The sequence below is a fragment of the Tumebacillus lacus genome (genome assembly GCF_026410385.1).
Taxonomy (GTDB): Bacteria; Bacillota; Bacilli; order Tumebacillales; family Tumebacillaceae; genus Tumebacillus; species Tumebacillus lacus.
Genome location: NZ_JAPMLT010000001.1, coordinates 145,248 through 171,864, shown reverse-complemented (window position 1 = coordinate 171,864; position 26,617 = coordinate 145,248). Strand labels below are relative to the sequence as shown.

Sequence of the window (26,617 nt, the reverse complement as noted above, 5' to 3'; positions counted from 1 at the left end):
CTTAACTACCGAGTTTATCGGAACAGCCGAACCATGCGATGTAAAAATTGCTTTACACCGTGGCCCTGACCGTCCGTTTTGGACATGTCGTGCAAGCGTTCCCCGTGCAACTGTTCCTGAATCAGTTTCAAGATGCTCCTGCTGGCTTGAGAATCCGGATGCGAGAGCAGAAACGGCGTTTGACGCCGCACCGCCTTCGAGACGATCGGGTCATCAGGCAGGATGCCGAGCGTAGGGAGCTTCAAATCCAAAAATCGCTCCGCCACCAAGCGGATCTTTTCGGCCGTCTCGCGTCCCTCCGCCGCGCTCTCTACACGGTTGATCACCAGTTTCAACTTTGCCTCCGGGTGACGGTTCGCCACCGTCTTGATCAAGGCGTACGCATCAGTGATTGCAGTCGGCTCCGGTGTGACGACGACGAGGATCTCGTCGGACGCCAGCAACAGACGCAACGTCTGGTGGTTCAGACCGGCTCCGGTGTCGATCAATACGTAATCGACCTGTCCTTGCAGTTGTCCCAGTTGCGACACGAGATAGTCGTACTCCTCGGTGCGCACTTCGAGCAATTCCTGAAAGCCGGAACCGCCCGCAATAAACTGGACGCCGTTCGGACCCGTTTCGAGGATCTCCCACAGATCAGCTTCCCTGCGGATCAGATCGGCGAGCGTCTTTTTCGGCTTGATGCCCATCAGGACGTCGATGTTGGCAAAACCGACGTCCGCATCCAGCACGACGACCTTTTTCCCCTGCGCCGTCAAGCCAAGCGCATAATTGAGGGTGAAGTTGGATTTACCGACGCCGCCTTTCCCGCTGGTGACGGTGATCACGCGGGTGTTGATCGCAGGTTGGTGACTCCGCTTGGCTACCAGCGAACGCAAACGCTCTGCCTGATCACTCATAGCACTCTTCACCCACTATCAATTTCGCGAGCTTCTCGGTGGAAACGGCCTCGATATCATCCGGCACGTTCTGACCTGTCGCAAGATAGGAAAGCGGAATCTGGTAGCGGGAGACCAAGTTGTAGATTGAACCGTACGTTCTCGTCTCGTCCAGTTTGGTGAACAGGAACTTGTGGATGTCCACTTGAGAAAAATTGTTCACGATCTTCAACAGGTCGGCCGGCTTGGTGGTCAGCGAGACGACAAAATACGTCTCATCGGGCTTCAACACTTGCAGGTAGGTGTTCAATTCATTGACGTTTAAGAGGTCACCGTAGTTGCGTCCCGCCGTATCGACCAAGATCAGGTCACGGTCTGCCAAGCGTTCCAAGGCGCGTTGCGCGTCTTCCGGCGAGTAACAGACCTCCAGCGGCACGTTGAGGATATTGGCGTACGTCCGCAGCTGTTCAACAGCGGCGATCCGATACGTGTCAGCGGTGATCAGCCCGACGCGCTTGCCGCGCGTCAACACTTGCTCGGCTGCCAGCTTGGCAATCGTCGTCGTTTTACCGACGCCGGTCGGTCCGACAAACGCGCAGACGCGTGTGGTGGCCGAGATCTGCGACGGCTGGGCCACCGCATCCAATTCCTCCTTTATAAATTTTGTCAGAATACCTCGAAATTCCTGCTCAGAGATCTGGTTAACTTCATGGAAATGTTTAATCCCCCGCTCGATCAGCCCGTCGACCACCTCTTCATCGACATCGTTCTCGATCAGTTGCCGACGCACGCTTAACACCGACTCCGGCAACATCGACTGCACAGATGCTGTTTTGAGCATGCCCCGCAGCAACGAGCGGAGTTCCTGCACCTCTTTAAGGACTTCATCCCGGTCGGCCAATTCGGCACTCATCGGTTTCATCTGAACAGCAACCGGCACCGAAACAGGAGCTGGAATTGGCCGTTCAGGTTCGGCGACTGCGGTGGCCGACGACGGGTTGGCCGCCTGTTGGTAAGCGCCGAGTGCCGCCGGCCGCGCCACCTGCCCGGCAGGCAGAGCGGCCGGAGCCGGGCGCTCCTGTACAGCCGTCGCCGTGGTCTTGCGAGCGGGTGGAGCGGTCTCGACGTCATTGGCGGCAGCGACCACTTCAATCTGCGATTTGGCGAACAGTCCGAAGAATCCGCGGCTCTGCACTTTCTTTGTCGACAAGATGACAGCGTCTTTGCCGAGGTCCTCGCGAATCAATGCGACCGCCTCGGGCATCTCTTTGACCAGATAGCGTTTGACGAGCATTACAGGTTCACCACCCCTCCGCTTTGTACATCCACACTTGCATCCAGTTCATTGAACGACAGAACGGCCACATCGGGCAACACGCGCTCGATCAATTTGCGCATATGCATGCGGATGTTCGGCGAGGTCAGCAGGATCGGCGAATGTCCCATCACGGTCAACTGCTGCACCTGCTCGGCGAGCCGCTGATAGATCTGTTGCGACACGCGTGGATCGAGCGCGAGATACGTGCCTTGGTCGGAGGACTGAATGTTTTCCACGATCAGTTTCTCCACGTTTGGGCTCAACGTGATCACTTGCACCGGACCGCCGGGCCCTTTGTACTGGTTGGTGATCTGACGGGCGAGCGACTGACGAACATACTCGGTGAGAATATCCGGATCTTTCGTGTACAGTACCGTATCGGCCAGCGTCTCCATGATGGTGACGAGGTCGCGGATCGAGATCTTCTCGCGCAACAGATTGACGAGCACCTTCTGGATCTCGCCGACCGCCATCTGATTCGGAACCAGTTCGTCGACCAGCGCCGGATAGTTTTCGCGCAAAGAGTCGATGAGTTGCTTGGTCTCTTGGCGGCCGAGCAGTTCGCTAGCGTGGCGGCGCAGCACTTCGGTCAGGTGCGTGGCCACGACAGACGGCGGATCGACGACCGTATATCCGGCAAACTCCGCCTGTTCGCGCATGTTGTCCGCGACCCACAGCGCCGGCAGTCCAAACGCGGGCTCTTTGGTCGGGATCCCGACAATCGACTCGTCGTCGTAGCCCGGACTCATCGCCAGGTAGTGGTCGAGCAGCAATTCGCCTCTCGCCACTTCGTTGCCTTTGATCTTGATCACGTACTCATTCGGCCGCAGTTGGATGTTATCGCGGATGCGAATGACCGGAACGATCAAGCCCATCTCCATCGCAAACTGGCGGCGGATCATGATGACTCGGTCGAGCAGGTCACCGCCCTGATTGACATCGGCGAGCGGGATCAGCGCGTAACCGAACTCAAACTCAATCGGATCGACGTGGATCAACGAGATCACGCTCTCCGGGCTGCGCACTTCTTCTTGCTTGTTCTCTTCCGCTTCTTCAAACTCGCGGATCGTCTCCAATTTCATGTTGCGTTGCATGCGGAAGCCGCCAAAGGCGATGAGACCTGCGACCGGCCATGTCGAAATGACGCCGATCGGAGTAAACAGGCCGAGCATTGCCATCACGCCTGCAACGATGTAGAGCATCTTCGGATAGGCGAAGAGCTGTTTCATCAGGTCATCGCTCAGGTTGCCGTCAGACGCGGCGCGAGTGACGACAAGACCGGTCGCCGTCGAGATCAGCAAAGCCGGAATCTGCGAGACCAGACCGTCACCGACCGAGAGGATGGTGTAGGTCGTCATCGCTTCCGATGCCGACTCGCCGCGCATCGCGACACCGATGATGAAACCGGCGACGATGTTGATAATGACGATGATGATCCCGGCGATGGCGTCACCTTTGACAAACTTGGACGCACCGTCCATCGCGCCGTAGAAGTCCGCCTCACCCTCGATCTTTTGACGGCGAGCGCGCGCTTCTTTTTCGTTGATCAAACCGGCGTTCAGGTCGGCGTCAATCGCGATCTGTTTGCCCGGCATCGCATCCAAGGTAAAGCGGGCCGCGACTTCCGCCACGCGCTCCGAACCTTTGGTGATGACGATAAATTGAATGATGACGAGAATCAGGAACACGATGATCCCGACCACTGCGTTTCCGCCGATAACGAACGTGCCGAACGTATGAATGACGTTCCCGGCCTCCCCTGTCGAGAGGATGGCGCGGGTCGACGAAACGTTCAGCGAAAGGCGGAACAAGGTCGTGAGCAACAACAGTGACGGAAAGATCGCAAATTGGAGCGGCTCTTTCGTATTCATCGCAACCAGCAAAATCGTCAGCGCGATGCTTAAGTTGATCACGATCAGAAAATCGAGCAAACCGGTAGGCAAAGGAATGACCATCATGATGACAATTCCGATGACAGCCCCGATCACGCCTAAGTCTTTCAGCTTCAATGCGTTCCCTCCCTACCTACGCTTTCCCTTTCAGTCGGTATACGTACGCCAGCACTTCGGCAACCGCTTGGAACAGTTCACCCGGTATCGCGTCGCCGATCTCGACCGTTTTATACAGGGTCTGAGCGAGCGGCCTGTTTTCGACGAGCACGACGTTCGCGTCGCGGGCCACTTGCTTGATGCGTTGTGCCAATTCATCCACGCCTTTTGCGAGAACATACGGGGTGTCCATCTTTTCCGCATCGTAGCGGATGGCGATGGCAAAGTGAGTCGGGTTGGTGATGACAACGTCCGCCTGCGGCACGTCGGCCATCATGCGGCGCATCGCCATCTGACGCCCCCGCTCCTTCATCTTCGCCCGCACTTCCGGGCTCCCCTCCGTCTGTTTGAACTCCTCTTTGATCTCCTGTTTGGACATCTTCATCTGCTTCTCATAGTCGAAGCGCTGGTAGAACAGGTCGAAGATCGCGAGGACAAGCAACGCGACCCCTACCTTCCAGAAGATCTCAAAGGAGAGGTGAGCGACCAAACGAAAAGTGTCTGACACTTCCATCGTTGCCAGTTGCGTGACTCGTTTCCAGTCACTTTCCAGCTCTTTATAGACGATAAAGCCGACGATCAACATTTTGAGCAGCGACTTGATCAGTTCGACGAACGAGCGCATCGAAAACATTTGCTTGAACCCTTGGATCGGGTTGATTTTTTTGAAGTCAGGTGTGATCGGTTTGAGCGTAAACAGGGCGCCTACCTGCAGGTAAGCCACCAGCCCGCCGATGACGAGCACGACGAGCATGAGCGGGAAAATCAGTTTGGCAAGCACGATACTTAGATGCAAAAAGAGCGGGACGACAGACTGCTCGTTCAACTCATACATGAGTTCCAAAGACAGTTCGCGGCGGAACAAGTTGGATAGCTCTGTCATGTACAAGCCGGACAACAGCTTGAGTGACAAGAGTCCCACCAGCAACACGATCGCTTGCCCCAGCTCTTGGCTGCGGGCGACCTGCCCCTTTTTGCGTGCGTCATCCCGCCGTTTTGGCGTGGCTTTTTCTGTTTTTTCACCGCCGCCGCCCTCGGCAAACAATTGGAGATCAAGGCGTATCACAGCGATCCCCCCATCACCCTCAAGAGCGTATCCATCTGTTGAAACATCGTATGGAACAGCCCGCGAAGGACGTAGATGAAGGCCGGCATCGCAAGCACGATCATGATCAGACCCACCCCGATCTTAAGCGGCATGCCGACGACAAACACGTTCATCTGCGGCACGGCGCGAGACAAGATCGCCAAGCCGACATCCGTGAGGAACAACGCCGCAACAACCGGCATCGCGATCTTGATCCCGAGCACAAACATCATGCCAAACGTCTGCAGCACGACCTGAATCAATTCACCTGTGATCTGGAACCCGCCTGCCGGGATAAAGGTGTAACTTTGCAAAATCGCCGTCAACAGTCCATGATGACCGTCAAGTCCGAGGAACAACAGCATCGTGAACGCGTATTTGATCTGACCTGTGATCGGAGTGCTTACTCCGGTGGCTGGGTCGAACACGTTCGCCATCGCAAGGCCCATCTGCATATCGATAAACATACCGCCCACCTGCACGGCTGCAAAGACAAATGCGGCGATCAGACCGAGTGTCAAACCGACCATCAGTTCTTTGATTACGATCAAAAACAGATTCGCAAATGCGATTCCTTGATATTGTGCCACCAATTCTGACGTCGCAACAACCGGCGTGACCAGGATGGTCAACGTGAAGATCAGACCGATCTTCACCATCGCCGGCACATTGCGTCCGCCCAAAAACGGCGTCATCAAAAAGAAACCGGACATGCGTATGAGTACGAGGGTAAACACCTCCGCATAGTTCACAACCAGAGTCAACATGCGATCCGCCCTTCTAGCCGATGAACGTGCTGAGGTTGCCGAGAATCCCTCGGGTATAGTCGAGAAGTAAAGAGAGCATCCACGGTCCAAATACGATCATTGCGACGAAAATTGCGACGAGTTTCGGGATAAATTGGAGCGATTGTTCCTGAATCTGTGTGGTGGCCTGAAAGATCGAGACGATCAAACCGACCAGGAGACCGATACCAAGCAGCGGTGCGCACAACATGAGCAACGTCCAGATCGCGTTCTGTCCCAAAGTGATTACGAAATCAGAGCTCAAGGCACATCCACCTTTCTATCACTGGTACCCGCTCAAGAGCGACTTGATTACGAGATACCAACCATCGACCATGACGAACAGCAAGATCTTAAACGGCAGTGAGATCATCACGGGCGGCAGCATCATCATCCCCATCGACATCAAGACGCTGGAGACTACCATATCGAGGATCAAAAAAGGTATAAAGATCATGAAACCGATTTGAAACGCAGTCTTTAATTCACTGATGGTATAAGCCGGCACCAGCGTGGTGATCGGGATCTCCTCCACCGTGCTCGGCATCGGCTGTTTGCGGAAATCGAGGAACAGGCGCAAATCCTGTTCACGAGTCTGCTTGGCCATGAATTGTTTGAGCGGGACAGCCGCCTGCTCCAGCGCTTGCGTTTGTGAGAGCTGACCGTTCAGGTACGGTTGCAACGCTTGATCGTTAATCTGCGTGAACGTCGGATACATCACGAACATCGTCAAGAACAACGCAAGCCCGATCAGGACTTGTGTCGGCGGCATCTGTTGCAACGACAAGGCGTTGCGCACAAACGACAACACGATGACGATGCGGGTAAAACTCGTCATCAGGATCAGGATCGACGGTGCCAGTGAGAGCACCGTCAAGATCATGATGATCTGAAGCGAACTGGATACATCTTCCGGATTGTCTGAAGTCCGAACCCCCACGTCGATGCCGGGAATGACGACCTGTGCATTTGCAACCGGCACGTTCCACAGCACAGCGAGCAACAGTGTGAACAGAAGAATCAAGACTCTGTGCTTGTTGATCATAGGTCCCTTCCTTCCTGCCAATCCTGTGCGCTTTGGGTCCGCTGTTCCTTGAGGTTGTTCAGCTTCTCCCGCAGTGCCTGATCGAAACCGATGTCCCGCATTCCGATCTCTTCCACCTGCGGATTCGATTTCTTGCGCAGGCGTTGAATCAAGTCTTGCAGACCCTGCCAGCCGTTGCCGTTGAGCGACGAAGTTGGCTCGGCATCGTCTTTCACCTGATTGACCAAGTCCGGATCGGTGATCGTGTCGAGCAGTGTGACGTTGTCGCCGACACCGAGCACATACACTTTGTCGCCGATGGCGAGCATGTGCACAGAGCGGTTGTTTGTCAGTGACTGCGCCCCAAGGTTTTGCATGGTATGGCCGCGGAACGCGTTTTTGGAACGCGAGGAAAGGAATCGGATCAGAAGATAGATGATCGCGATGATGATCCCGAGAGAAAACACCAGTTGGATCATCGACATCAACAGCGAAGTATCTCCGGTGGTCACACCCGGCGCAGCTGGTGCTGTGCCGGGGTTCCCTTTATTGATCGCGTCTTCCACGCTGCCGTCAACCGCCAACACGCGGGATGGGGAGGACAGCCAGAGAACTGCCGCCGTGAGAGACCAGAGGATACGTCGAGAAGTGCGAAACGGTCGCATGACCCCACCCTTTCTAAGATGTTGACAGCTCGTGATTTTCGTTTAGCCGAGCGTCTTTTTGATCGCTTCGATAACGCGGTCCGCTTGGAACGGCTTGACGATGAAGTCTTTTGCGCCAGCTTGGATCGCGTCGATGACCATCGCTTGTTGGCCCATCGCGGAGCACATGATGATCTTTGCGTTCGGGTCGAAAGAGCGGATCTCTTTCAGTGCATGAATGCCGTCCATCTCCGGCATCGTGATGTCCATCGTCACGAGGTCCGGGCGGAGTTCTTTGTACTTTTCAACCGCTTGTGCGCCGTCTTGCGCTTCGCCGACAACGGTATAGCCGTTCTTGTGCAAAATTTCTTTGATCATCATCCGCATGAATGCAGCATCATCAACGATGAGGATTTTCTGAGACATGTTTGTTTCCCCCTAAGGTTACTGTAATTTTCGAACGCGTTCCGACGGGCTGATGATGTCAGTCACGCGTACACCAAAGTTTTCGTCAATGACCACGACTTCTCCTTTGGCAACCAGCTTATTGTTGACCATGATATCGACCGGATCCCCAGCCAGCTTGTCCAGTTGGACGATCGAACCGGGCACCAGTTCCAAAATGTCTCGGATCAACATCTTCGAACGACCCAACTCAACGGTGATCGAAAGCGGAATGTCGAGCAGCAGGTCGAGGTTGCCTTGCCCGCTCGCGGTGTCTGCACCGTCGAACGAGGTGAAGGAGGCCGGTTGCACGTTGACCGGCGGTGCGGCCGGACGCGAAGGCGCCATCGCCGCTGCGGCTTCAAGGTGACCGTAGCCTTGCGGGGCTTGCGGCGGGTATTGCGGCGGATACGGATAGCCATAAGGCGGATACTGCGGAGGATATTGCGGCGGGTACCCGGCCGGCGGCTGTTCCGCGTACACCGGTTGCTGCGGCGGATAGGCCGGCGGCATCTCGACTGGCGGTGCCTGTACAGGCGGTGCCGTCGGTGCAGCTGCCATCGGTGCCGGAGCGACCGGGGTCGGCGCAGGCGCGCTGTAGACCGGCTCTTCGACCGCCGGAGCAGGAGGCGGGGTCGAATCGCCCATGCCGCCCGTCAGTTTGTCGATCATGCTCTTGGCGAACGAAACCGGTACCAACTGCATGATGTGCGAATCGATCAGCGTGCCGATGATCAGGCGGAAGGAGATCTTGATCAAGACTTCGTCTTCCGGGAACAGCGACATCGTCTGCTTGTTGTCGAAGTCCATCACGTCGACATAAGGCGGCGTAATGTTGACCATCATGTTGAAGATCGTCGACATCGACGTGGAAGCGGATCCCATCATCTGGTTCATCGCTTCTGCGACGGCCGAGAGATGCAGTTCGTTCAACTCGGTCGGAGCGCTCGTACCGTCTCCTCCCATCATCAGGTCTGCGATGATCTGCGCGTCTTCCACTTGAATCGCCAACACGTTGGCACCGATAAATCCATCGGTGTATTCGACCTTGATGGCCACGTGCGGCAGCGGGAAGTCGGCACTCAGTGCAGAGCGGGCAACGACGTGAACTTGCGGCGTGGTGATGTCCACCTTTTGTCGCAGCAAAGTGGACAGTGCGGTGGCCGCCGTACCGAAGGAGATGTTGCCGATCTCGCCGAGAGCATCCACTTCAAAGTCGGTCAAGTAGTCCGAAAGTTTCAGCCCGTCTGCATTGTCCTCCATCTCATCGTCGCTGTTTCCCTGCCTGAGGAGGGCATCGATTTCCTGTTGCGACAAAACATCTCTATTCATCTTCGCCCACTCCTTCATTCAGTACGGTAGAAATCTGGACCGCGACCCGTCCGCGCGTCGTGCCCGGCTGCCCGAGATATTTCGTGCGCGAGCCGACTTGCAAGCGGATTTTCGCGTTTACGTCCTGGTCCAAAGTGAAAACGTCCCCTACAGCCAAGCTCAAAAATTCGCCGACTGAAATGGTGGAAGTGCCAAGCTCAGCGACGAGCGGAACGCTGGTCTTGCCGAGGCTCTGACGGATGGCTTCCCAGTCTTCACTGTGGTCTTTGTTGCTCTTCATGTTCCCCATCCAATAGTGGGCGGAGAGCTTGGGCACGATCGGCTCCAAGACGACATGCGGCATACAAATGTTGATCATTCCGGTGGTCTCGCCGATCTTGGTCGACAGCGAGACGACGGCCACCGTTTCGTTCGGTGAGACGAGCTGAAGGAACTGCGGATTGACTTCGAGATTTTCCATCTCCGTCTCGAGTTCCGCGACCGCCTTCCACGCTTCTTGGAAGTTGTCGAGCGCCCGTCCAAACACGCGCTCCATGATCGTCATTTCGATCTCGGTCAGATCTCTCAGTTCGTCAGCTCCGACACCCGAGCCGCCAAGCAATCGATCGAGCATCGCATAGGCGATGTTCGGGTTGATTTCCATGACGAACTTGCCGTCAAGCGGTTTGACATAAAAGACGTTGAGGATCGTCATCTTCGAGATCGAGCGGATAAACTCCTCATAAGGAAGCTGATCGACCGAGACGACGTTGATCTGCACAAACGTCCGTAGTTGTGCGGAAAAATAAGTGGTGAGCAGACGCGCAAAGTTCTCGTAGATCCGCGTGATACTGCGGATGTGATCTTTCGAGAAGCGCATCGCGCGTTTGAAATCGTAATTGCGTACTTTGCGGTCGGTGTCCTCTTTGCGGATCTCTTCAGCGTTTAATTCGCCAGACGAGAGCGCGTTTAACAGGGCATCGATCTCATTTTGCGACAAGACTTCTGCCATCAGTCATCACCTCCTTATCCAAGAAGTGTCCTATTGAACCACGATGTCGGAGATGTACACGTTTGTGACTTTGCCCTCGGTCATCACTTTGTTCAATTCGTCCACCAGGCGCACCTTGAGTTTGGCGAGGCCGTCTGCTTTGGAGACGTCGGCCGTGGTGGTGTTGTGCAGGACGGCGTTGATGATGTCTTTGACTTGAAGTTTGCGCTCTTCCAGTTCCTTCTTCGCGTCTTTGCTGTCGCCCTGTACGGAGAAATTCGCTTGAATCAATCCGTTTCCTGCCAGATTGGTGGTCATCTTGCCAAGATCCATCTGGCTTTCCAGCATTTCTTTCGGCGACGGGAGTTCCACTTCCCCTTCTGCCGTCGGGGCGAGCATCGTCTTGTACGCGACGACCCCGACAATGCCCAACAGGGCGATTGCCACAATGAGTATCAGTGCGATGTTGAATAATTTATTCCGAAACATCAGAACCCTCCGCCTTCTGCTGGATTTGTACTCCAACCAGCCCTATGCTTCGATAGTACAATTCCACCTGTTTGAGAACATCCTCGATCGAATCCAAGACGATGAACTTCCGACCCGTAGTCAAAGTGACCACGGTGTCGGGAGTCGATTCCACCGTCTCGATCAGCGTGGCGTTCAAGTAGAATACGGATCGGTTAAACTTGGTGACCCGAATCATGCCATCACCTCACGATAGATTAGCGCTTCAGGTTGACAACCTCTTGGAGAATTTCATCCGAGGTGGTGATCGTGCGGGAGTTCGCTTGGAAACCGCGCTGTGCGACGATCATCTCGGCAAATTCGTTCGTCAGGTCGACGTTGGACATCTCCACCGCCCCGACCATCAGCATGCCGATGCCAAGGTCCGGATCGCCCGGCTCCCCGATCTCCGGGTCTCCAGGGTTGGCGTTCGGAGATGTCTTGAACAGGCTGCCTCCGACCTTCTCCAGACCGGACGGGTTGGCAAACTTGGTCAGACCGATCGGCCCGAGTTGTTCTTCGCCATCTGCGGTGACGACCGTCAGAATGCCTTTGGTGTCAAAGGAGAACGACTGAACCGCACTCATGTCGTCGATCTGGATCTGACCTTCGTCAGCGCCGAGGACAAACCAGCCATCGCTGTTCACAAGGAAGCCGTTTGCGTCAAAGTAGAAATTGCCTTGACGGGTGTAGTAACGCTCGCCGCCGCCGTTTTCGACGGTGAAGAAGCCGTTTCCTTGGATGGCAAAGTCGAGCGGACGGCCGGTGGTCTGGGTCGAACCGTCGGTCATGACGGTGTCGATCGCCGAGATCGTGGAGCCAAGGCCGATTTGCTTGGCGTTGACGCCGCCGTAGTTGTCATTGCCCGCGCCTGCGCCTTGGAGCGTTTGGCTCATCACGTCTTTGAACATCACGCGACCGGATTTGAAGCCGGCGGTGTTGACGTTGGAAATGTTGTTACCGATGACATCGAGCTTGGTTTGGAACCCTTTCATCCCGGAAATACCCGAATAAAGCGAACGCAACATGTGTCTGCTACCTCCTCAAATTGTGGAGCCGCGTCTGTCATTCGGCGGCTCAGAGCTTCCATTGAATGGTCCGGCTCTTTGATTGATTCAGGCAAAGACGGCGCTGTCGATCTGCGTGAACACATGATCTTTCATGTGAGCTGTGTCGACCGCTGTGATCACCGTCCGGTTTTTAATGCTGATGACATAAGCGGTGTCCTTGTAAACCACCAGAGACTCGCGTCCCCCTTTGGCCGCCGCTTTATCCACGGCGTTGCCAAGACGCACAAGATCGTCTTGCGTCAAGCGAATGTTGCGGCTGCGCAATCTCTCCATCGCATGGGCGGAGAAAGTGACGACCTGAGCCTGCGATTGCAAAGCTTTGTTCAGTTCGTCCTGAAAAGAGACAGGGGGAGTTCCAGACAAACCGCCCTTCTTCAGAGCGAGGCCGTTCGGAGGCGAGACCGGAAGCGATACAGGACGCAAAAAATGATCCTGGCTCACGTCTTCACCCCCTGGAAGAAATGATCTTACACAGCAGAAGGCTCTTCTGACTGCGCGGCTTGCGGCTGTTGCGGCTTGATCTGTTCAACAGCGGACAGGTCGATCAATTGATCGCCCACTTGCACCATGACAGAGCCGTTTTGCGTTTTGATGCCACTGACAGCACCCGACTTCTCCGCGCCTTTGTCGTCACGCCACGTGACGGTGGTGCCGAGCATCTGTGCGCCAAGTTGCATTGCGCCAAGCCGGAACAATTGTTCATTCGACGCCGCCACTTTGTTCATCTGCTCCAGCGAAGAAAACTGCGCCATCTGCGAGATGAACTCGCGGTCGTTCATCGGCTGCGAAGGGTCTTGGTGCTGGAGTTGGGTGACAAGAATTTTCATGAACGCATCTTTGTCCAACTCGCGTTTGCCAGAGGAAGTTACGTTGCGTGAGTAGAGATTGGGATTGAGTGAAACATTGTCCGCCATTCCATTGCCCTCCTAGGGTAGCCGTCTTAAGCTGTCACATCGAGCCCGTCAGCCGGTGTCGCTTCTTCCAGAGCTGTGTCTGCAGCTTCCAAGCCATCGAGGCTAAAGGCTGCTGAGTCCCCGCCGGGGCGTCCCGACGAATGACCGGATTGACCTTGTTGCTGGCCGCCGCGCTCTTGCGGGAGGCCGGAGTTCGCATCGTTTTGACCGTTCCCGCTCTGGGCGGTGACGTCGATGCGGTCATATTGGATCCCTTGCGCTTGGAACTGCGCGCGCAAGCTCTGGAGGCCGGCGTCGATCAGTGCTCTGGAAGCCGTGTTTTCGGCAGCGATCTGCAACGAGATGCGATCACCGATCTTTTGCACGATCACTTCGATCTCACCGAGGCCTGCCGGTTCAAGAATGATGCGGAACTCGTGACGTCCCGGCGCTTCAAGAAGCGAAGCGCGCTTGATAATCATATCGGGCAATTCTGCTGCCAACTGGTCTCCTTGCATCGTCACGACGGCAGGTTCGCCAACGATCGTGCGAGTGACCAAATGCGGTTGTGCCCCGATGCCAGCCGCAGCAGACTGTGCGGCGGACTGTCCATTCGACAGTTGATCGGACGACCCGCTTTCAGCCATCGTGACAACTGCGCGAACCGTGTGCGTGGAGAGCGTCGCTTGGAGCTTTCCGAATGCGGCTGACGATTGCGGCGCGACCTCTGCCGTCGGTTCACCTGCTGCCGCGTTGGTCTGCGGCTGCGCGACTTTCAGTTGAGCGAAGATCTCCTTCATCAAGGCTGCCACTTTCTCGTTTGCTGCGAGGAGGATCGACGGTTGATCGGCCATCGACTGCACCATCTGGGTCAAGGCGCTTTTCAGTTCCAGACCAAGTTCCGGGTTGTCCTGTAGCGTGAGCGAAAGTTTCCCTTTTGGATTTTCCAAAAGTACGGTCACAAGGGCCGGAGCCAGTCCGAATTGCTGTAACAACAAAGCCATGTCCTCATGGCTGAACGGAAGATCTTTCAGATCGAGGGTGAGTTTTTGCTCACCGATCATCACTTCAATCAGTCCGTCAGAAGTCGGCGTCGCCGATCCTTGTTGACCCGTTTGGTTGACTGTCAGCGGCGAGAGGCTTCCGGAGAGTGCCGTCAGCATTTCCAGAAGTCCCGAAGGACTCTTTTGTCCTGCGTCTCCCTGGGTACCCAGTGACAAACCGAGCGCTTGCAGGAGTGCGGAAAACGGATTGCCGTTGCCGTCGACCGTCATCGATCCGGCGCCCCCTTTTGCAGTGGGCAGAGCGGCGTTCGTTGTGCCGACAAGTGCATTACTCAGCGTCATCATGTCCATATCTGTTTCACCTCCTCTCAACAACGTTATTTCGCTGCCAAAATCTGAGCGGCAATGGCGGGCTCCATCTTTTCCAGAATCGAAGCTTTTTGTTCGCTGTTCATCTTGTCCAAGATGCGCTTTGCTTCCGAAGCGGACAGCTCGACCATGATCGCTGCCGCCTTCGAAGAGGACATTTCTGCGTACACGTTGGCCTGTTCGGTCAGCGGGTCCACCGTTTTCGGTTCCACCGAAGTAGCGGATGCGCCTGCTCCTGGATCGCCCTCTTTGGCTTTCTTCAGCGAATCGACCTGCTTCTTCAAGCGGTCGATCTCCGCATTTTTCTTCGTCAGATCTTCCTCCAACTGTTTGTTTTCAGATTCCAACGCTTGCATTTGATCGTTCAACTCTTGTTTCTGTTGCTCTTCTGCCTCGGCCGTCACAGGCATCGCCTGTTCCTCAGAAGGGAACAGATAAGAAACGCCCGGGATCTGCTTGGCACCCGACGCAATCTTCCCCGTCACATCCACCCCTAAGAATTGGAGGATGATACCGGACAACAGCGCGGTGAACAGCAGCGGCAGAACCACGATGTAAAACAGCCATTCCAACTTTCCGTAGCGGTGAGTTTCCGCTTCCATGATCCTACCTCACCCCCTCGTGTGTCGGCCGGACACAGCGATCTCGTCCAGCGCGTCCTGGCTCAATTTCTCCATGAGCTGACGATGCTCCAACACGCGGCGTTCCGAAAGGCGCGACCACTTTTTCTCATCCAGATAGCGTTCGTTTAGCGCTTCTCTGCGTTCATGGCACACCTTTTCTTGCTTTTGCACCGCTTTGTGCTGGTGTTCGATCTGTGCTCGTTGCGATTTGAAAAAGAGCGTCCACGCATGGAGGTCTTGAGCAGAAACCGAGCGGCTCGTCATGTCGAAAAACTCACCGACGTCGCCTTCGTGCTGCGCTTGGATCTCGCGCAACCGAGCCTGCTCTGCTTCCAAGTCACGCAACGACTCGCTGTAGTGCAGGGTCGCCTGCTGTGTCATCCGGCCTTTGATATCGGTGATCTTGCGCAAGGAGGACAATCGAATCGTCATACGTCTACCCCTCCGAACGTCTCGATGAGCGTCTGCGTGGCACTCGCCAGATCGGAGCGCTCATGCGTGCCCTGAGCGGTGAACTGCTCCACTTTGGACGCATATTGGATGGCGCGGTCAATCTGGAAGTTATTTCCTCGCTGATACGCCCCGATGTTGATCAGGTCTTCTGCGTCCTTGTAGATCGAGGACAGTTTTTTCAGCGTGTTCGCCGCTTTGCCGTGTTCCGGTGCGACGAGGTCGCTCATCACGCGGGAGACGCTGGCCAGCACGTCGATAGCCGGAAAATGACCTCGATTCGCTAACTGGCGGGAGAGCACGATGTGACCGTCCAAGATCCCGCGCACGGCATCGGCAATCGGCTCGTTCATGTCGTCGCCGTCGACCAGCACGGTGTAAAACGCGGTGATCGTCCCTTGCATCCCCGTCCCCGCCCGCTCCAGCAACCGCGGCAGCATCGCAAAGACGGACGGTGTGTACCCGCGAGTCGTCGGCGGTTCACCGACGGCGAGGCCCACTTCCCGCTGCGCCATCGCAAAGCGGGTGACCGAGTCCATCATCAACACGACATCCTGTCCCTGATCGCGGAAATATTCAGCGATTGAAGTGGCGACCTGTGCGCCTTTGAGACGGACGAGCGGCGGTTGATCGGAGGTGGCGACAATGAGCACCGAGCGGGCCAAACCTTCGGGGCCGAGATCCTTCTCGATAAACTCGCGCACTTCCCGCCCACGCTCACCGATCAGCGCGATCACGTTGATATCGGCCGATGTGTTGCGAGCCATCATGCCCAGCAGGGTACTTTTGCCTACCCCGGAACCGGCAAACAGACCGATGCGCTGTCCACGACCGACTGTGAGCAGACCGTCGATGGCGCGAACGCCGACCGAGAGCGGCTCAGAGATGCGCTTGCGGGTCAAGGGGTTGGGCGGCGATTGCGTCGCCGGATAGTGTTCCGGCGAGAGCAGCGGTCCTTTACCGTCAATCGGGTTGCCGAGTCCATCGAGAACGCGCCCGAGCAGATGCGGTCCGACCGGGACTTTCAGTTCGCCGCCGGTGGCGACGACGTCAGAGCCGGGACCGATGGAGCCAAGGTCACCCAACGGCATCAACAGCACGTTGTTTTCGCGAAATCCGACCACTTCGGCAAGGATCGCATGGGACTCGTCCCGTTCGATCTTACAAACATCGCCGAGCGTGACCGTCGGGCCTTTCGATTCGATCGTCAGCCCGATTACTTTGCTGACCTTGCCGTTGACGCGGATCGTTCTCGTCCGGTCTAGACGGCGCAGGTATTGCTCAAGTCTCACTTGTTGGGTCATGGCTTCAGCCCGGCAGCGACTTCCTGCAGAGCCTTTTTCACCTCTTCCAACTGAGTGTCAAGGCGCGCGTCGACGTTGCCAAAGGCAGTCTGTACCACACATCCGCCCCGGTCAACGCCGCGATCCGGCAGAATCAACAGTTCACTCTGACCCGGTACCTCTTTGCGCAGTCCTTCCCGGCGCGCTTGTACCGTCTCGTAGTCGGCCGGGTGGACGCGCACTTCGATCTTGCCTGCGTCGTGAATCTCTTCCAACGCGCGGCTGACTACCTGCGACACCCACTCCGAGGAGACGGACAGTTCTTGGTGAATGATCTTGCGGGCGACCGCGACCGCCAGTTCGACGAGCATGGGTTCCGACTCGGCGAGATAGCGATGGCGCTCCTCGACGGCGAGATGATGCAATTGCTCAACTTCATCGAAGCGAGTGCTCCACTCCGCGGCGACCTGTTGTTCGGCAGCCAGGCGGCCGTCTTCATAACCTTGTGCCTTCGCTGTTTCGATCTCCGTCAACAGGATCGATTCGACGCGCTCGCGCTCGCGGGTGAGGAGGTTCATCGCTTCCTCTTGTGCTTGTCCCACGAGCTGCGCCGCTTCTTCGCGAGCCTGCTGACGAATCGCCTCCGCTTCACGGAAGGCGGCTTGACGCGCCATCTCCCATTCCGGATCGATCGGCACAGCCGGCGCGTCTTTGACAAAACGGGTCACTTGAATCTGATACGCTTCAGGTGTCATCGACGTACGGCTGGCTTTGAACAGTTTAGACAATGATATCGTCTCCTCCACCGCGGGCGATCACGATCTCGCCGCTCTCTTCGAGGCGACGGATGATGCCCACGATGCGTTGTTGCGCTTCTTCGACGTCGCGCAGTCGGACCGGACCCATAAATTCCATGTCCTGCTTGAACGTTTCCGCCATGCGCTTCGACATATTGCGGAAGATAACTTCCTGCACCTCTTCACTCGACACTTTGAGCGAGAGTGCGAGGTCGCTGGTCTCCACGTCGCGGATGACGCGCTGGATGGCGCGGTTGTCGAGGTTGACAATGTCCTCGAAGACGAACATGCGCTTTTTGATGTCCTCGGCCAACTCCGGGTCTTGCAACTCGAGCGACTCGAGGATCGTCTTTTCTGTCGAGCGGTCGACACCATTGAGGATCTGTACGATCGCGTCGACACCGCCACCGGCGGAAAAGTCGTGCAGCGACATCTGCGAGAGCTTGCTCTCGAGCACACGCTCCACTTGGTTGATCACCTCCGGAGAGGTGCGGTCCATCGTCGCGATGCGACGCGCGATCTCCGCTTGGCTGTCCTGCGGCAAAGCGGAGAGAATCATCGCCGACTGTACCGGCTCCAAGTAGGAAAGCACCAGTGCAATCGTCTGCGGATGTTCATTTTGAATGAAGTTTAAGATCTGGTTGGGATCTGCCTTGCGTGCAAAGTCGAAAGGTCGAACCTGCAACGACGCGGTCAGACGGTTGATGATGTCAACTGCCTTCTGCGGGCCGAGCGCTTTCTCCAGAACGTCCTTGGCATACTCGATCCCGCCTTGCGAGATAAACTCCTGTGCCATGACGATCTGATGAAATTCTTCCAAAATATCTTCGCGCTGTTCAAATTCGATCTTTCGAACGTTGGCGATTTCCAGTGTCAGCTGTTCGATTTCTTCTTCGCGCAGATGCTTGAAGATCTTCGAAGCGATTTCCGGCCCCAAGGACACGAGCAGGACCGCCGCCTTCTGACGTCCGGTCAATTTTTGTGTGCGTGCCACGCGCAGTCACTCCTACTCTTCTACCAACCAAGTACGCAACAGGTTGACAAAATCTTCCGGCTTGTTCGATGCGAGCTTTTCCAGTTGTTTGCGCATCTTCTGGTTTTCTGTCTCTTCGACAATCGTTGGTTGCTCGACCACACGAGGAGCATCCTCTTGCGGCAAGACCGCTGCGTTTTTGCGACGACGGGAGACTGCATACAGACCGCCGCCCAGCAACACAAGCGCCGCTGCCATCGCGCCAAAGAACCACGGTTGCGTGTAGAACGCTTCATTCTCAAACGGATTGGCCGGAGCTTGGAACTGTCCTCCGGTGACGGTGATCGAGTCATCTGCTGCCCCGTCATTGGTGCGACCGATGGCGGTGGAAACAAACTGCTTGATCTCCGTTTTGCGGTTTTCCGAGAGATTCGGGTCGTTGATCAGAACCGAAACGGTGTACGCGTTGACTTTGTAAGGCGCGCTTGCGCCGTTTTCTGTGTAGGTGTTCCATTCGCGGTTGATCGTGCTGTCTTTTTTGGAGGCGCTGGTATCGCCTGCATCAGGTGCCACATAGTTCGGAGCGTTCGGATCGGTGGATTGCGAACCCGGAGGACCGCCTGCCCCTTGCCCTTCGCTCTCCTCTTCGATGTTCCGCTCGGAGATGACTGCACCGTCGGTCGTGCCGGCGATCGGAGTCATTTTTTTATCGGTCCAAGAGCGCTGGTCGAAGTCAACATCCGCATTTACGATCACATCGACGTTGCCAAGACCGACTAAACGCTCCAAAGCGTTTCGAATCTTTATAGTAGTTTCTTTTTCCACTTGAATCTGGATCTGCTGTTGTTTGGTCAACTGCGGGTTGTTGCCGCCGCCTTGGACGAGCACTTCCCCTGCTTCATCGACCAGTCGCACGCCGTTTTGATCGACGATGGCGACGCTTTCTGCTTTCAGTCCGGCTACGGAGTGAGACACCAGTTGTTGGATGCCGTGTACCTGATCGGCGGTGAGCGCTTTGCCCGGCTCCACCATCAACACGACGGATGCTTTGGCGTTTTGGTCCTGCTCGGAGACAAACAGTTTTTCTTTGGCCGGCACGATGTTCACGCGCGCTTCTTTGACGTATTGCAGCGTTTCAATCGTGTTTTGAATGTTGCCTTCCAAAGCTTGCTTGTTTCGGACGTTAAACTCCTGCTCCGTCATGCCAAACTGCGCAGAGTCGAACACTGAGTAACCCGGTGCGCCCGATTGCGGCAGACCTGCCATCGCCAGTCCCATGCGGGCTTCGTACTGGTATTGCTCCGGTACGGAGATCGAGTCCGGGCCGACTTCGTTCGGAATTTTCAGCTCTTCAAGCTTTTGCTGAACAACGCCCAAACTCTCCGGCGGTTGATTTGCCAGCACGACGACATAGTTAGGTCGAAATGCGAACCAGCTCAGAAGGGAGACCGTCACCAGAAAAAAGACAGCAACCAGGATTAAGTTTCGTTTTTGTTTTCTTTCAAGTTGCTTCCAGTACCCCGTAAGTTTCTCAAACAGTTGCTTAAGCTGTTGGTTCACAATGTCACCCCGTCATCCATCACTTCTAAAACGAACACCCATAAAAATGAAAGAAAGTACGTACACTATATCTGCATGCGCATGATCTCTTGATACGCTTCCATCGCCTTATTCCGGACTTGCACCGCGAGTTGGAAGGAAATCGTCGCCTTCTCCGCGGCCACCGTGACGCTGTGCAGATCAGGCGCTTGCCCGGTCGCCAGCGCGGCCGTCAATTTTTCCGCTTGCACTTGCTGTGTGTTCACCTGTTCCAACGCTTTCGTCAGGTAGTCGGTGAAAGAAGGACCGGAAACCGCCTTCTGAGCAGCCGGGTTCAGAGCTTTGACTGCATCGAGGCCGCCGGTCGGCAGCAGTTTGTTAACCGAGTTGATCATCTTTACTCCTCCTATCGACCGATCTCAAGCGCCTTCATGGCTTGAGATTTTGCTGCGTTGATCGCAGTGACGCTCGCCTCATACGAGCGGGAAGCGGAGATCATGTCAACCATCTCCGTCGCGACGTTTACATTTGGCATCCGCACATACCCGAACATCGGGTCTTGCGGATTTTTCACCGCATCCGGGTGATTCGGATCATAGACGAGCTTAAACGGCGACTGGTCGCGGCCGATGGACGTGACGCGAACCCCTTGCCCCGGTGCTTGACCCAACTCTTGCGCCAGCACGTTGCTGAACGACGGCTGAGCGGTCCGCTCACCGAACGAAACGATCTGGCGGCGGAACGGCTGTCCGTCGATGCCGCGGGTGGTGTTTGCGTTGGCGATGTTGTTCGAGATCACGTCCAAACGCAGACGTTGCGCCGTCAGCGACGAGGCGCTGATGTTAATGCTGTCGTACAATCCCATGATTATCGCTTCCCTTCGCTGATGGCGTACTTGAGCAAACCGAAATGATGATTGATCTGCTGTACCAGAGCGTTGAACTGGATCTGGTTGGTCGCAAGGCTCGTCATCTCGGAATCGATGTCGACGTTGTTGCCGTCATTGCGCAGCGTGGTGTTACGCTCGGTATACACCTCCGGGCTCACGTCGGAGATCGAGACATGTCCGATCTCCAAGTGCCGCTCATTCGTGCGGCGGCCGGCCAGCGTTTCACCCGCAAGCGTCTGTTGCAAAATCTTTTCGAACGCTACATCGCTTCGTTTGAAGTTTGGCGTGTCGATATTGGCGATGTTATTCGATAATACTTTTTGGCGCAGACTCGAAGCATCGAGCGAACGCTCCAGCAAATTGATCGATTGATTGCTGATGATCGACATAATAAGGACCATCCTCTACTTCAGTATTTTAACGTATTTCTTTTCGTCATGATATGAGAAAATCCTGCATATACCGACACGCGCATAAAGCCTATTGACCATTTTACCTGCAACGTTTTATTTTCTCTAGGGTCTTTCGCCCCCAATTCGACAACATCCTGCTAATCTCCCGATTTTTTTACATAAAAATATAAAAAAAAGCGCGGATTGCATCCGCGCTTCTTTGTTTTATTTCGACTTCATGTTTTCCAGAAGAGGCAATAACTTCTCGTTCAGAATCTTAATATGCGTACCTTTCATACCCAGCGAGCGCGCTTCTACAACGCCTGCGCTTTCCAATTTGCGAAGCGCGTTGACGATGACGGAGCGCGTGATGCCGACGCGGTCGGCAATACGGGATGCGACGAGCAGACCTTCGCGTCCGTTCAATTCGGTAAGGATGTGGTCGACAGCCTCCAGTTCGCTGAAAGACAACGAATCGACAGCCATCTGCACGACCGAGCGATCCCGACCCTCTTGCACCAGCTTGTTGGCGTTGACGCGACTCATCTCGTAACCGATCACAGTCGCGCTGTATTCAGCGAGGACGATGTCCTCCTCTGTCAGCCCGCTGCTGTGCCGGGTCAGCATCAGCGTCCCGAGGCGGGCACTGCCGCCCATCACCGGGATATACGTTGCGTAAGCTTGCGGACCTTCCGATCCTGCGCAAAACGGGGTGGTTTCTTGGATGTTGGAGAGCGTTTCTTCTTCACGCCGCAGTTTGGTCAGATACTCGGCCGGGATGCGGTTCGGTCCGCTCTCACCAGGCGGGGCGACTAGGTCGAAAGTCTCAGCCGCCGCGTAGGCGAGCACCATCCCTTCCGGATCGATCAAAAAGACGTTCGCTGCGGTCATATCCCGCAGCGTGTGGATCAGTTCGTGATGCTCTGCTCTCATTGTATCGGATCGTTGCAACAATTGATTGATGACCCGCGTTTTGCTCAACAATTCCATGTCAGCCTGTTAACCTCCTGTGCGGAAAACGGCTACAGGATGAATTGGCTGAGATCCTTGTTCTTGACGATGCCTTCCAGTTTTTCCGAAACGTAAGCCGGTGTGATCACCACTTTGTCGAGCAGGACTTCCGGCGCTTCGAAGGAGAGGTCTTCAAGGAGCTTTTCCAGCAACGTGTGCAAGCGGCGCGCTCCGATGTTATCCGTCTCTCGGTTGACGGTGGCGGCGAGTTCAGCGAGCTTAAACAGCGCGTCCTCGGTAAACTCGACCTTGACCCCTTCCGTCTCAAGCAAGGCGGTGTACTGTTTGATCAGGGCGTTTTTCGGCTCGGTGAGGATGCGCTGGAAGTCTTCAGCAGAGAGGCTGGTCAGTTCCACCCGGATCGGGAAGCGCCCTTGCAACTCGGGGATCAGGTCGGACGGCTTCGAGATGTGGAACGCCCCGGCTGCGATGAAGAGGATGTGATCGGTCTTCACCGGGCCGTATTTGGTCGTTACCGTCGAGCCTTCGACGATCGGCAAGATGTCGCGCTGCACCCCTTCGCGGGATACGTCCGGGCCGCCGCCGCGCTCTTTGCCGGCGATCTTGTCGATCTCGTCAAGGAAGATGATCCCCGACTGCTCGGCGCGCTGCACAGCGTCTTGCGTCACCTCGTCCATATCGATCAGCTTTTGCGCCTCTTCCGCAGCCAGCAGCTTGCGCGCTTCAGCAATGGTGACTTTGCGCTTTTTACGGCGCTTGGGCATCATGTTGCCGAGCATCTCTTGAATGTTGCCCATGCCAAGACCTTCCATGCCAGGGACCCCGAGCATATCCATCATGCCCGGCGCATGGTCCTCGACTTCGATCTCGACCAACTGTTCTTCCATCTCACCTGCACGGAGCCGGTTTCGCACGTCGTTTCGCTTCTGGCGGATCTCATACGATTCCTGTGCGTTTTCTTCTTGATGGTTACCAGCATTGCCACTAAAGAGCATTTCTAACGGATTTTTGAAATTTTTATTTTTTGCCGGATCGGGCACGAGCACAGAAATCAGACGTTCCTCCGCCATTTCTTTGGCCTGCTCCCCTACCGCTTCCATCCGCTCCGCTTTGACAATGCGGATCGCTGTCTCCACGAGGTCGCGTACCATCGATTCGACGTCGCGACCGACGTAGCCGACCTCAGTAAATTTGGTCGCTTCCACCTTGATAAACGGAGCGCCGGTCAGTTTCGCCAACCGGCGGGCGATCTCCGTTTTGCCGACGCCGGTCGGTCCGATCATCAGGATGTTTTTCGGTGTGACTTCGTCGCGGATCTCATCGGTCAACAACGCACGGCGATAGCGGTTGCGCAAGGCGACGGCGACCGCTTTTTTGGCGTTTTTCTGACCGACGATGTATTTGTCGAGCTCTTCGACGATGCGCCGCGGCGTCAACGATTGGATCTTCATGGGTTCTCGCCTCCTCAGATCTCTTCCACGATGATGTTGTGGTTGGTGTAGACGCAGATATCGGCCGCAATCGTCAACGCGTTCTTGGCGATCTCGCGAGCCGACAGCTCCGTGTGTTGGACCAAGGCGCGGCCTGCCGCCAGCGCAAAGGAGCCGCCGGAGCCGATCGCCAGCACGCCGTCGTCCGGTTCGATCACTTCGCCGTTGCCGGAGACGAGCAGCAAGGACTCTTTATTCATCACGATCAGCATCGCTTCGAGGTTGCGCATCATCTTGTTCATGCGCCATTCTTTTGCAAGTTCCACAGCGGCGCGTTGCAGATTGCCGTGGAACTCTTCAAGTTTGGATTCGAATTTTTCAAAAAGGGTGAACGCGTCGGCGACAGCGCCGGCAAAACCGGCGACGACTTCGCCGCGATAAAGCCGTCTGACTTTTTTGGCGCCGTTTTTCATCACCATATTTTGTCCGAAGGTGACTTGGCCGTCACCGGCCATCGCCGCCTGACCGTCCTTTTTGACTGCGAAGATCGTCGTCGAGTGGAATTGACTTTCACTCATGGGATCGTGCTCCTCTCGTCAGGCCCTTGGGTGGGCCTTTGTGTACACGCGCTCCAGATGTTCGCGCGTCGTGTGCGTGTAGATCTGCGTGCTGGAGAGGCTGGCATGGCCGAGCAACTCCTGAATGACGCGCAGATCCGCTCCATGATCGAGCAGATGGGTGGCAAACGTATGCCGAAGGGTGTGCGGGGAGATTTTTTTCATGCCCGCTACTTGGTATACGTATTTGTCGACGATGCGTCGCACACTGCGATCGGACAGGCGAGTACCGTTTTTATTCAAAAAGAGCGGGTGGCTTTCGCCCCCCGGTCCCTTTTGCCACAATTGCGGCCTCGCCTCTGTGAGATATTGTTTCAACGCGTTCGTCGCTTGACCGCCAAACAGCACGTAACGCTCCTTGCCGCCCTTGCCGAACACCAGCGCCGCTCCGAGGCTCATGTCGAGATCGGACACATCCAGACCGACGCATTCGCTGACACGGACGCCCGACGCGTAGAGCAGTTCCAGCAGGGCTCGGTCCCGCAGACCGAGCGGCGTGGTGAGATCGGGCGCTTCCAGAAAGCGCGTCACTTCATCGATGTATAAGAAGTTGGGTAACCGTCGTTCGAGCTTGGGCAGATGGACCTGTTTGGCCACGTTTCGTTCCACGACGCCTTCGCGATGCAAAAACGCGAACAGCGAGCGCAGGGCCGAGACTTTGCGGGCGATGGTACGCTTCTCCCGCTCTTTTGCCATCCGTCCGACGAAGGTGCGGATGGCAAGGTGATCGATCTCAGCAAACGAACGTTTGCCCTCTGCGATCATAAACGCCACAAACTGTTCGATATCGGAAAAATAATGGTCCAGCGTGAGATCGGCCACTCGCTTTTCCACACGCAGATACTGCATGTACAGCTCGATGAGGTGCTCGATCTCCGGCGGCCAGATCAAAAGATCTTCCATGATGATCCCGCCTTTTTCTGCATCCCTATGCGGAGGCAGACGTGTTTATGCAAAAGCTCCCTATACGCCGTGAGCTTCCACGAACTGAGCCAGACTGTCCAAGGCGCGTGCGGAGATCATTTCGTTCTTCTCCTGCTTGTTGCGGATCTTTTTTCCGAGCGGCGGCAACAGACCGAACGTCGCGTTCATCGGCTGGAAGTTTTTCGCGGAGGTGTGCGTGATGTAGTGCGCCATCGCGCCGACTGCCGTGTCTTCCGGGAAGACGAGCGGTTCCTTGCCTTCGAGCAGACGAGATGCGTTGATGCCGGCGAGCAAACCTGCCGCCGCCGATTCCACGTAGCCTTCCACACCGGTGATCTGACCGGCGAAGAACAGCGTGTCCCGCTTTTTGGCCTGATAGGTCGCCTTCAGGAAGTTCGGCGAGTTGATGTAGGTGTTGCGGTGCATGACGCCAAAGCGGACGATCTCGGCGTTTTCAAGCCCTGGGATCATCTTAAAGACACGGGACTGCTCGCCCCATTTCAGATGCGTCTGGAAGCCGACGATGTTGTACAGGGTCGCCGCCGCGTTGTCTTGACGCAGTTGCACGACCGCGTACGGCGTTTTGCCGGTGCGCGGGTCGGGCAGGCCGACCGGTTTGAGCGGACCGAACAGCATCGTCTGCGGACCGCGCTTGGCCATGACTTCGATCGGCATGCAGCCTTCGAAGAAGACCTCTTTTTCGAATTCTTTCAAGGGAACGACTTCGGCGGTGATCAACGCTTCATAGAAAGCGTGGAACTCCTCCTCTGTCATCGGGCAGTTAATGTACGCCGCCTCGCCTTTATCATAGCGGGATGCGATGAACACTTTATCAAAATCGATCGTCTCTTTGTTGATGATCGGTGCGGCTGCGTCGTAGAAATACAGATACTCCTCACCGGTCAGATCAGCGATCTGCTGTGACAGCGCAGGTGACGTGAGCGGTCCGCTGGCGACGATGACGATGCCGTCCTGCGGGATCTCTTGGATCTCTTCTCGTACGACGGTGATGTTCGGGTGCTGGAGCACCCGCTCGGTCACGCGCTCCGAGAAAATGTCGCGGTCGACGGCGAGCGCTCCGCCCGCCGGAACGGCCGTGGCGTCCGCCGAGGTGATGATCACCGAGTCGAGGCGCCGCATCTCTTCTTTTAACAGGCCGACTGCGTTGGCGAGCGATGCGCCGCGCAGAGAATTGGAGCAAACAAGTTCTGCGAAGTTTTCGGTTTTATGAGCATCCGTCTTGCGCACGGGACGCATCTCGTAAAGAGTGACCTTGTGGCCCCGCTTGGCGATTTGCCACGCGGCTTCCGACCCGGCAAGGCCCGCGCCAATAACGGTGATGGATTGCGACATGA

The 26,617-nt window shown here is 56.1% G+C and carries 31 protein-coding genes; all 31 read right to left on the bottom strand.

Features of this window, described 5'->3' with window-relative positions:
* Positions 1–14: 14 nt before the first annotated feature.
* The 31 genes from OS242_RS00955 to trmFO all read right to left on the bottom strand — a co-directional run bounded on the left by OS242_RS00955 (position 15) and on the right by trmFO (position 26,615).
* Positions 15–899 (bottom strand): MinD/ParA family protein, encoded by an 885-nt coding sequence (locus tag OS242_RS00955; protein ID WP_267149780.1) that lies wholly within the window; start codon positions 897–899, stop codon positions 15–17.
* Positions 892–2,172: a flagellar biosynthesis protein FlhF gene (gene flhF, locus OS242_RS00950; protein ID WP_267149779.1), complete on the bottom strand. Its 1,281-nt coding sequence runs from the start codon at positions 2,170–2,172 to the stop codon at positions 892–894. The genes OS242_RS00955 and flhF overlap by 8 nt, the downstream gene beginning before the upstream one ends.
* Positions 2,172–4,205, bottom strand: coding sequence for a flagellar biosynthesis protein FlhA (flhA, locus tag OS242_RS00945; RefSeq protein ID WP_267149778.1), 2,034 nt, complete (start codon positions 4,203–4,205; stop codon positions 2,172–2,174). Before flhA ends, flhF begins: the two co-directional genes overlap by 1 nt.
* A gap of 16 nt (positions 4,206–4,221) precedes the next feature.
* Complete coding sequence (gene flhB / locus OS242_RS00940; RefSeq protein ID WP_267149777.1) at positions 4,222–5,310, bottom strand: flagellar biosynthesis protein FlhB; 1,089 nt, start codon at positions 5,308–5,310, stop codon at positions 4,222–4,224.
* Positions 5,307–6,098, bottom strand: coding sequence for a flagellar biosynthetic protein FliR (gene fliR, locus OS242_RS00935; RefSeq protein ID WP_267149776.1), 792 nt, complete (start codon positions 6,096–6,098; stop codon positions 5,307–5,309). Before fliR ends, flhB begins: the two co-directional genes overlap by 4 nt.
* Positions 6,099–6,111: 13 nt before the next feature.
* Positions 6,112–6,381 carry a flagellar biosynthesis protein FliQ gene (gene fliQ / locus OS242_RS00930; protein WP_267149775.1) on the bottom strand — a complete coding sequence of 90 codons (270 nt, stop codon included), beginning with the start codon at positions 6,379–6,381 and terminating at the stop codon, positions 6,112–6,114.
* Between the two features lie 18 nt (positions 6,382–6,399).
* Positions 6,400–7,161 carry a flagellar type III secretion system pore protein FliP gene (fliP, locus tag OS242_RS00925; protein WP_267149774.1) on the bottom strand — a complete coding sequence of 254 codons (762 nt, stop codon included), beginning with the start codon at positions 7,159–7,161 and terminating at the stop codon, positions 6,400–6,402.
* Positions 7,158–7,805, bottom strand: coding sequence for a flagellar biosynthetic protein FliO (locus OS242_RS00920; RefSeq protein WP_267149773.1), 648 nt, complete (start codon positions 7,803–7,805; stop codon positions 7,158–7,160). Before OS242_RS00920 ends, fliP begins: the two co-directional genes overlap by 4 nt.
* Positions 7,806–7,847: 42 nt before the next feature.
* Positions 7,848–8,210, bottom strand: coding sequence for a response regulator (locus OS242_RS00915; protein WP_267149772.1), 363 nt, complete (start codon positions 8,208–8,210; stop codon positions 7,848–7,850).
* A gap of 18 nt (positions 8,211–8,228) precedes the next feature.
* Positions 8,229–9,560: a flagellar motor switch phosphatase FliY gene (gene fliY / locus OS242_RS00910; protein ID WP_267149771.1), complete on the bottom strand. Its 1,332-nt coding sequence runs from the start codon at positions 9,558–9,560 to the stop codon at positions 8,229–8,231.
* Positions 9,553–10,551, bottom strand: coding sequence for a flagellar motor switch protein FliM (gene fliM, locus OS242_RS00905; protein WP_267149770.1), 999 nt, complete (start codon positions 10,549–10,551; stop codon positions 9,553–9,555). The genes fliY and fliM overlap by 8 nt, the downstream gene beginning before the upstream one ends.
* A gap of 30 nt (positions 10,552–10,581) precedes the next feature.
* Positions 10,582–11,019, bottom strand: a complete 438-nt coding sequence (locus OS242_RS00900; RefSeq protein ID WP_267149769.1) for a flagellar basal body-associated FliL family protein — start codon at positions 11,017–11,019, stop codon at positions 10,582–10,584.
* Complete coding sequence (locus tag OS242_RS00895) at positions 11,006–11,236, bottom strand: flagellar FlbD family protein (RefSeq protein WP_267149768.1); 231 nt, start codon at positions 11,234–11,236, stop codon at positions 11,006–11,008. The genes OS242_RS00900 and OS242_RS00895 overlap by 14 nt, the downstream gene beginning before the upstream one ends.
* Before the next feature lie 19 nt (positions 11,237–11,255).
* Positions 11,256–12,065, bottom strand: a complete 810-nt coding sequence (gene flgG, locus OS242_RS00890) for a flagellar basal body rod protein FlgG (protein WP_267149767.1) — start codon at positions 12,063–12,065, stop codon at positions 11,256–11,258.
* 87 nt (positions 12,066–12,152) lie between these two features.
* Positions 12,153–12,548, bottom strand: coding sequence for a TIGR02530 family flagellar biosynthesis protein (locus OS242_RS00885; RefSeq protein WP_267149766.1), 396 nt, complete (start codon positions 12,546–12,548; stop codon positions 12,153–12,155).
* 26 nt (positions 12,549–12,574) lie between these two features.
* Complete coding sequence (locus tag OS242_RS00880) at positions 12,575–13,021, bottom strand: flagellar hook capping FlgD N-terminal domain-containing protein (RefSeq protein ID WP_267149765.1); 447 nt, start codon at positions 13,019–13,021, stop codon at positions 12,575–12,577.
* A gap of 26 nt (positions 13,022–13,047) precedes the next feature.
* On the bottom strand, positions 13,048–14,355 hold the full coding sequence (locus OS242_RS00875) for a flagellar hook-length control protein FliK (RefSeq protein ID WP_267149764.1): 1,308 nt from the start codon (positions 14,353–14,355) through the stop codon (positions 13,048–13,050).
* Between the two features lie 26 nt (positions 14,356–14,381).
* Positions 14,382–14,975, bottom strand: coding sequence for a MotE family protein (locus tag OS242_RS00870; RefSeq protein WP_267149763.1), 594 nt, complete (start codon positions 14,973–14,975; stop codon positions 14,382–14,384).
* A gap of 9 nt (positions 14,976–14,984) precedes the next feature.
* Positions 14,985–15,428: a flagellar export protein FliJ gene (gene fliJ / locus OS242_RS00865; RefSeq protein WP_267149762.1), complete on the bottom strand. Its 444-nt coding sequence runs from the start codon at positions 15,426–15,428 to the stop codon at positions 14,985–14,987.
* Positions 15,425–16,750, bottom strand: a complete 1,326-nt coding sequence (gene fliI / locus OS242_RS00860) for a flagellar protein export ATPase FliI (RefSeq protein WP_267149761.1) — start codon at positions 16,748–16,750, stop codon at positions 15,425–15,427. Before fliI ends, fliJ begins: the two co-directional genes overlap by 4 nt.
* On the bottom strand, positions 16,747–17,517 hold the full coding sequence (locus OS242_RS00855) for a FliH/SctL family protein (protein ID WP_267149760.1): 771 nt from the start codon (positions 17,515–17,517) through the stop codon (positions 16,747–16,749). The genes fliI and OS242_RS00855 overlap by 4 nt, the downstream gene beginning before the upstream one ends.
* Positions 17,510–18,520: a flagellar motor switch protein FliG gene (gene fliG, locus OS242_RS00850; protein WP_267149759.1), complete on the bottom strand. Its 1,011-nt coding sequence runs from the start codon at positions 18,518–18,520 to the stop codon at positions 17,510–17,512. Before fliG ends, OS242_RS00855 begins: the two co-directional genes overlap by 8 nt.
* Positions 18,521–18,532: 12 nt before the next feature.
* Positions 18,533–20,059, bottom strand: a complete 1,527-nt coding sequence (gene fliF, locus OS242_RS00845) for a flagellar basal-body MS-ring/collar protein FliF (RefSeq protein ID WP_267149758.1) — start codon at positions 20,057–20,059, stop codon at positions 18,533–18,535.
* Positions 20,060–20,124: 65 nt separating this feature from the next.
* Positions 20,125–20,433, bottom strand: a complete 309-nt coding sequence (gene fliE, locus OS242_RS00840) for a flagellar hook-basal body complex protein FliE (RefSeq protein ID WP_267149757.1) — start codon at positions 20,431–20,433, stop codon at positions 20,125–20,127.
* 11 nt (positions 20,434–20,444) lie between these two features.
* Positions 20,445–20,903, bottom strand: a complete 459-nt coding sequence (gene flgC / locus OS242_RS00835; protein ID WP_267149756.1) for a flagellar basal body rod protein FlgC — start codon at positions 20,901–20,903, stop codon at positions 20,445–20,447.
* A 2-nt stretch (positions 20,904–20,905) separates the two neighbouring features.
* Complete coding sequence (gene flgB / locus OS242_RS00830) at positions 20,906–21,316, bottom strand: flagellar basal body rod protein FlgB (RefSeq protein WP_267149755.1); 411 nt, start codon at positions 21,314–21,316, stop codon at positions 20,906–20,908.
* A 228-nt stretch (positions 21,317–21,544) separates the two neighbouring features.
* Positions 21,545–22,309, bottom strand: coding sequence for a GTP-sensing pleiotropic transcriptional regulator CodY (gene codY, locus OS242_RS00825; protein ID WP_267149754.1), 765 nt, complete (start codon positions 22,307–22,309; stop codon positions 21,545–21,547).
* A 32-nt stretch (positions 22,310–22,341) separates the two neighbouring features.
* The gene (hslU, locus tag OS242_RS00820; RefSeq protein ID WP_267149753.1) at positions 22,342–23,742 is read right to left on the bottom strand and encodes an ATP-dependent protease ATPase subunit HslU; all 1,401 of its coding nucleotides are present in this window, start codon (positions 23,740–23,742) and stop codon (positions 22,342–22,344) included.
* A 14-nt stretch (positions 23,743–23,756) separates the two neighbouring features.
* Positions 23,757–24,299 (bottom strand): ATP-dependent protease subunit HslV, encoded by a 543-nt coding sequence (gene hslV, locus OS242_RS00815; RefSeq protein WP_267149752.1) that lies wholly within the window; start codon positions 24,297–24,299, stop codon positions 23,757–23,759.
* Between the two features lie 18 nt (positions 24,300–24,317).
* A complete protein-coding gene (gene xerC, locus OS242_RS00810) occupies positions 24,318–25,241 on the bottom strand; it encodes a tyrosine recombinase XerC (RefSeq protein ID WP_267149751.1) in 924 nt (307 codons plus the stop codon).
* Positions 25,242–25,301: 60 nt separating this feature from the next.
* Positions 25,302–26,615, bottom strand: coding sequence for an FADH(2)-oxidizing methylenetetrahydrofolate--tRNA-(uracil(54)-C(5))-methyltransferase TrmFO (gene trmFO, locus OS242_RS00805; RefSeq protein WP_267149750.1), 1,314 nt, complete (start codon positions 26,613–26,615; stop codon positions 25,302–25,304).
* Positions 26,616–26,617 lie beyond the last annotated feature (2 nt).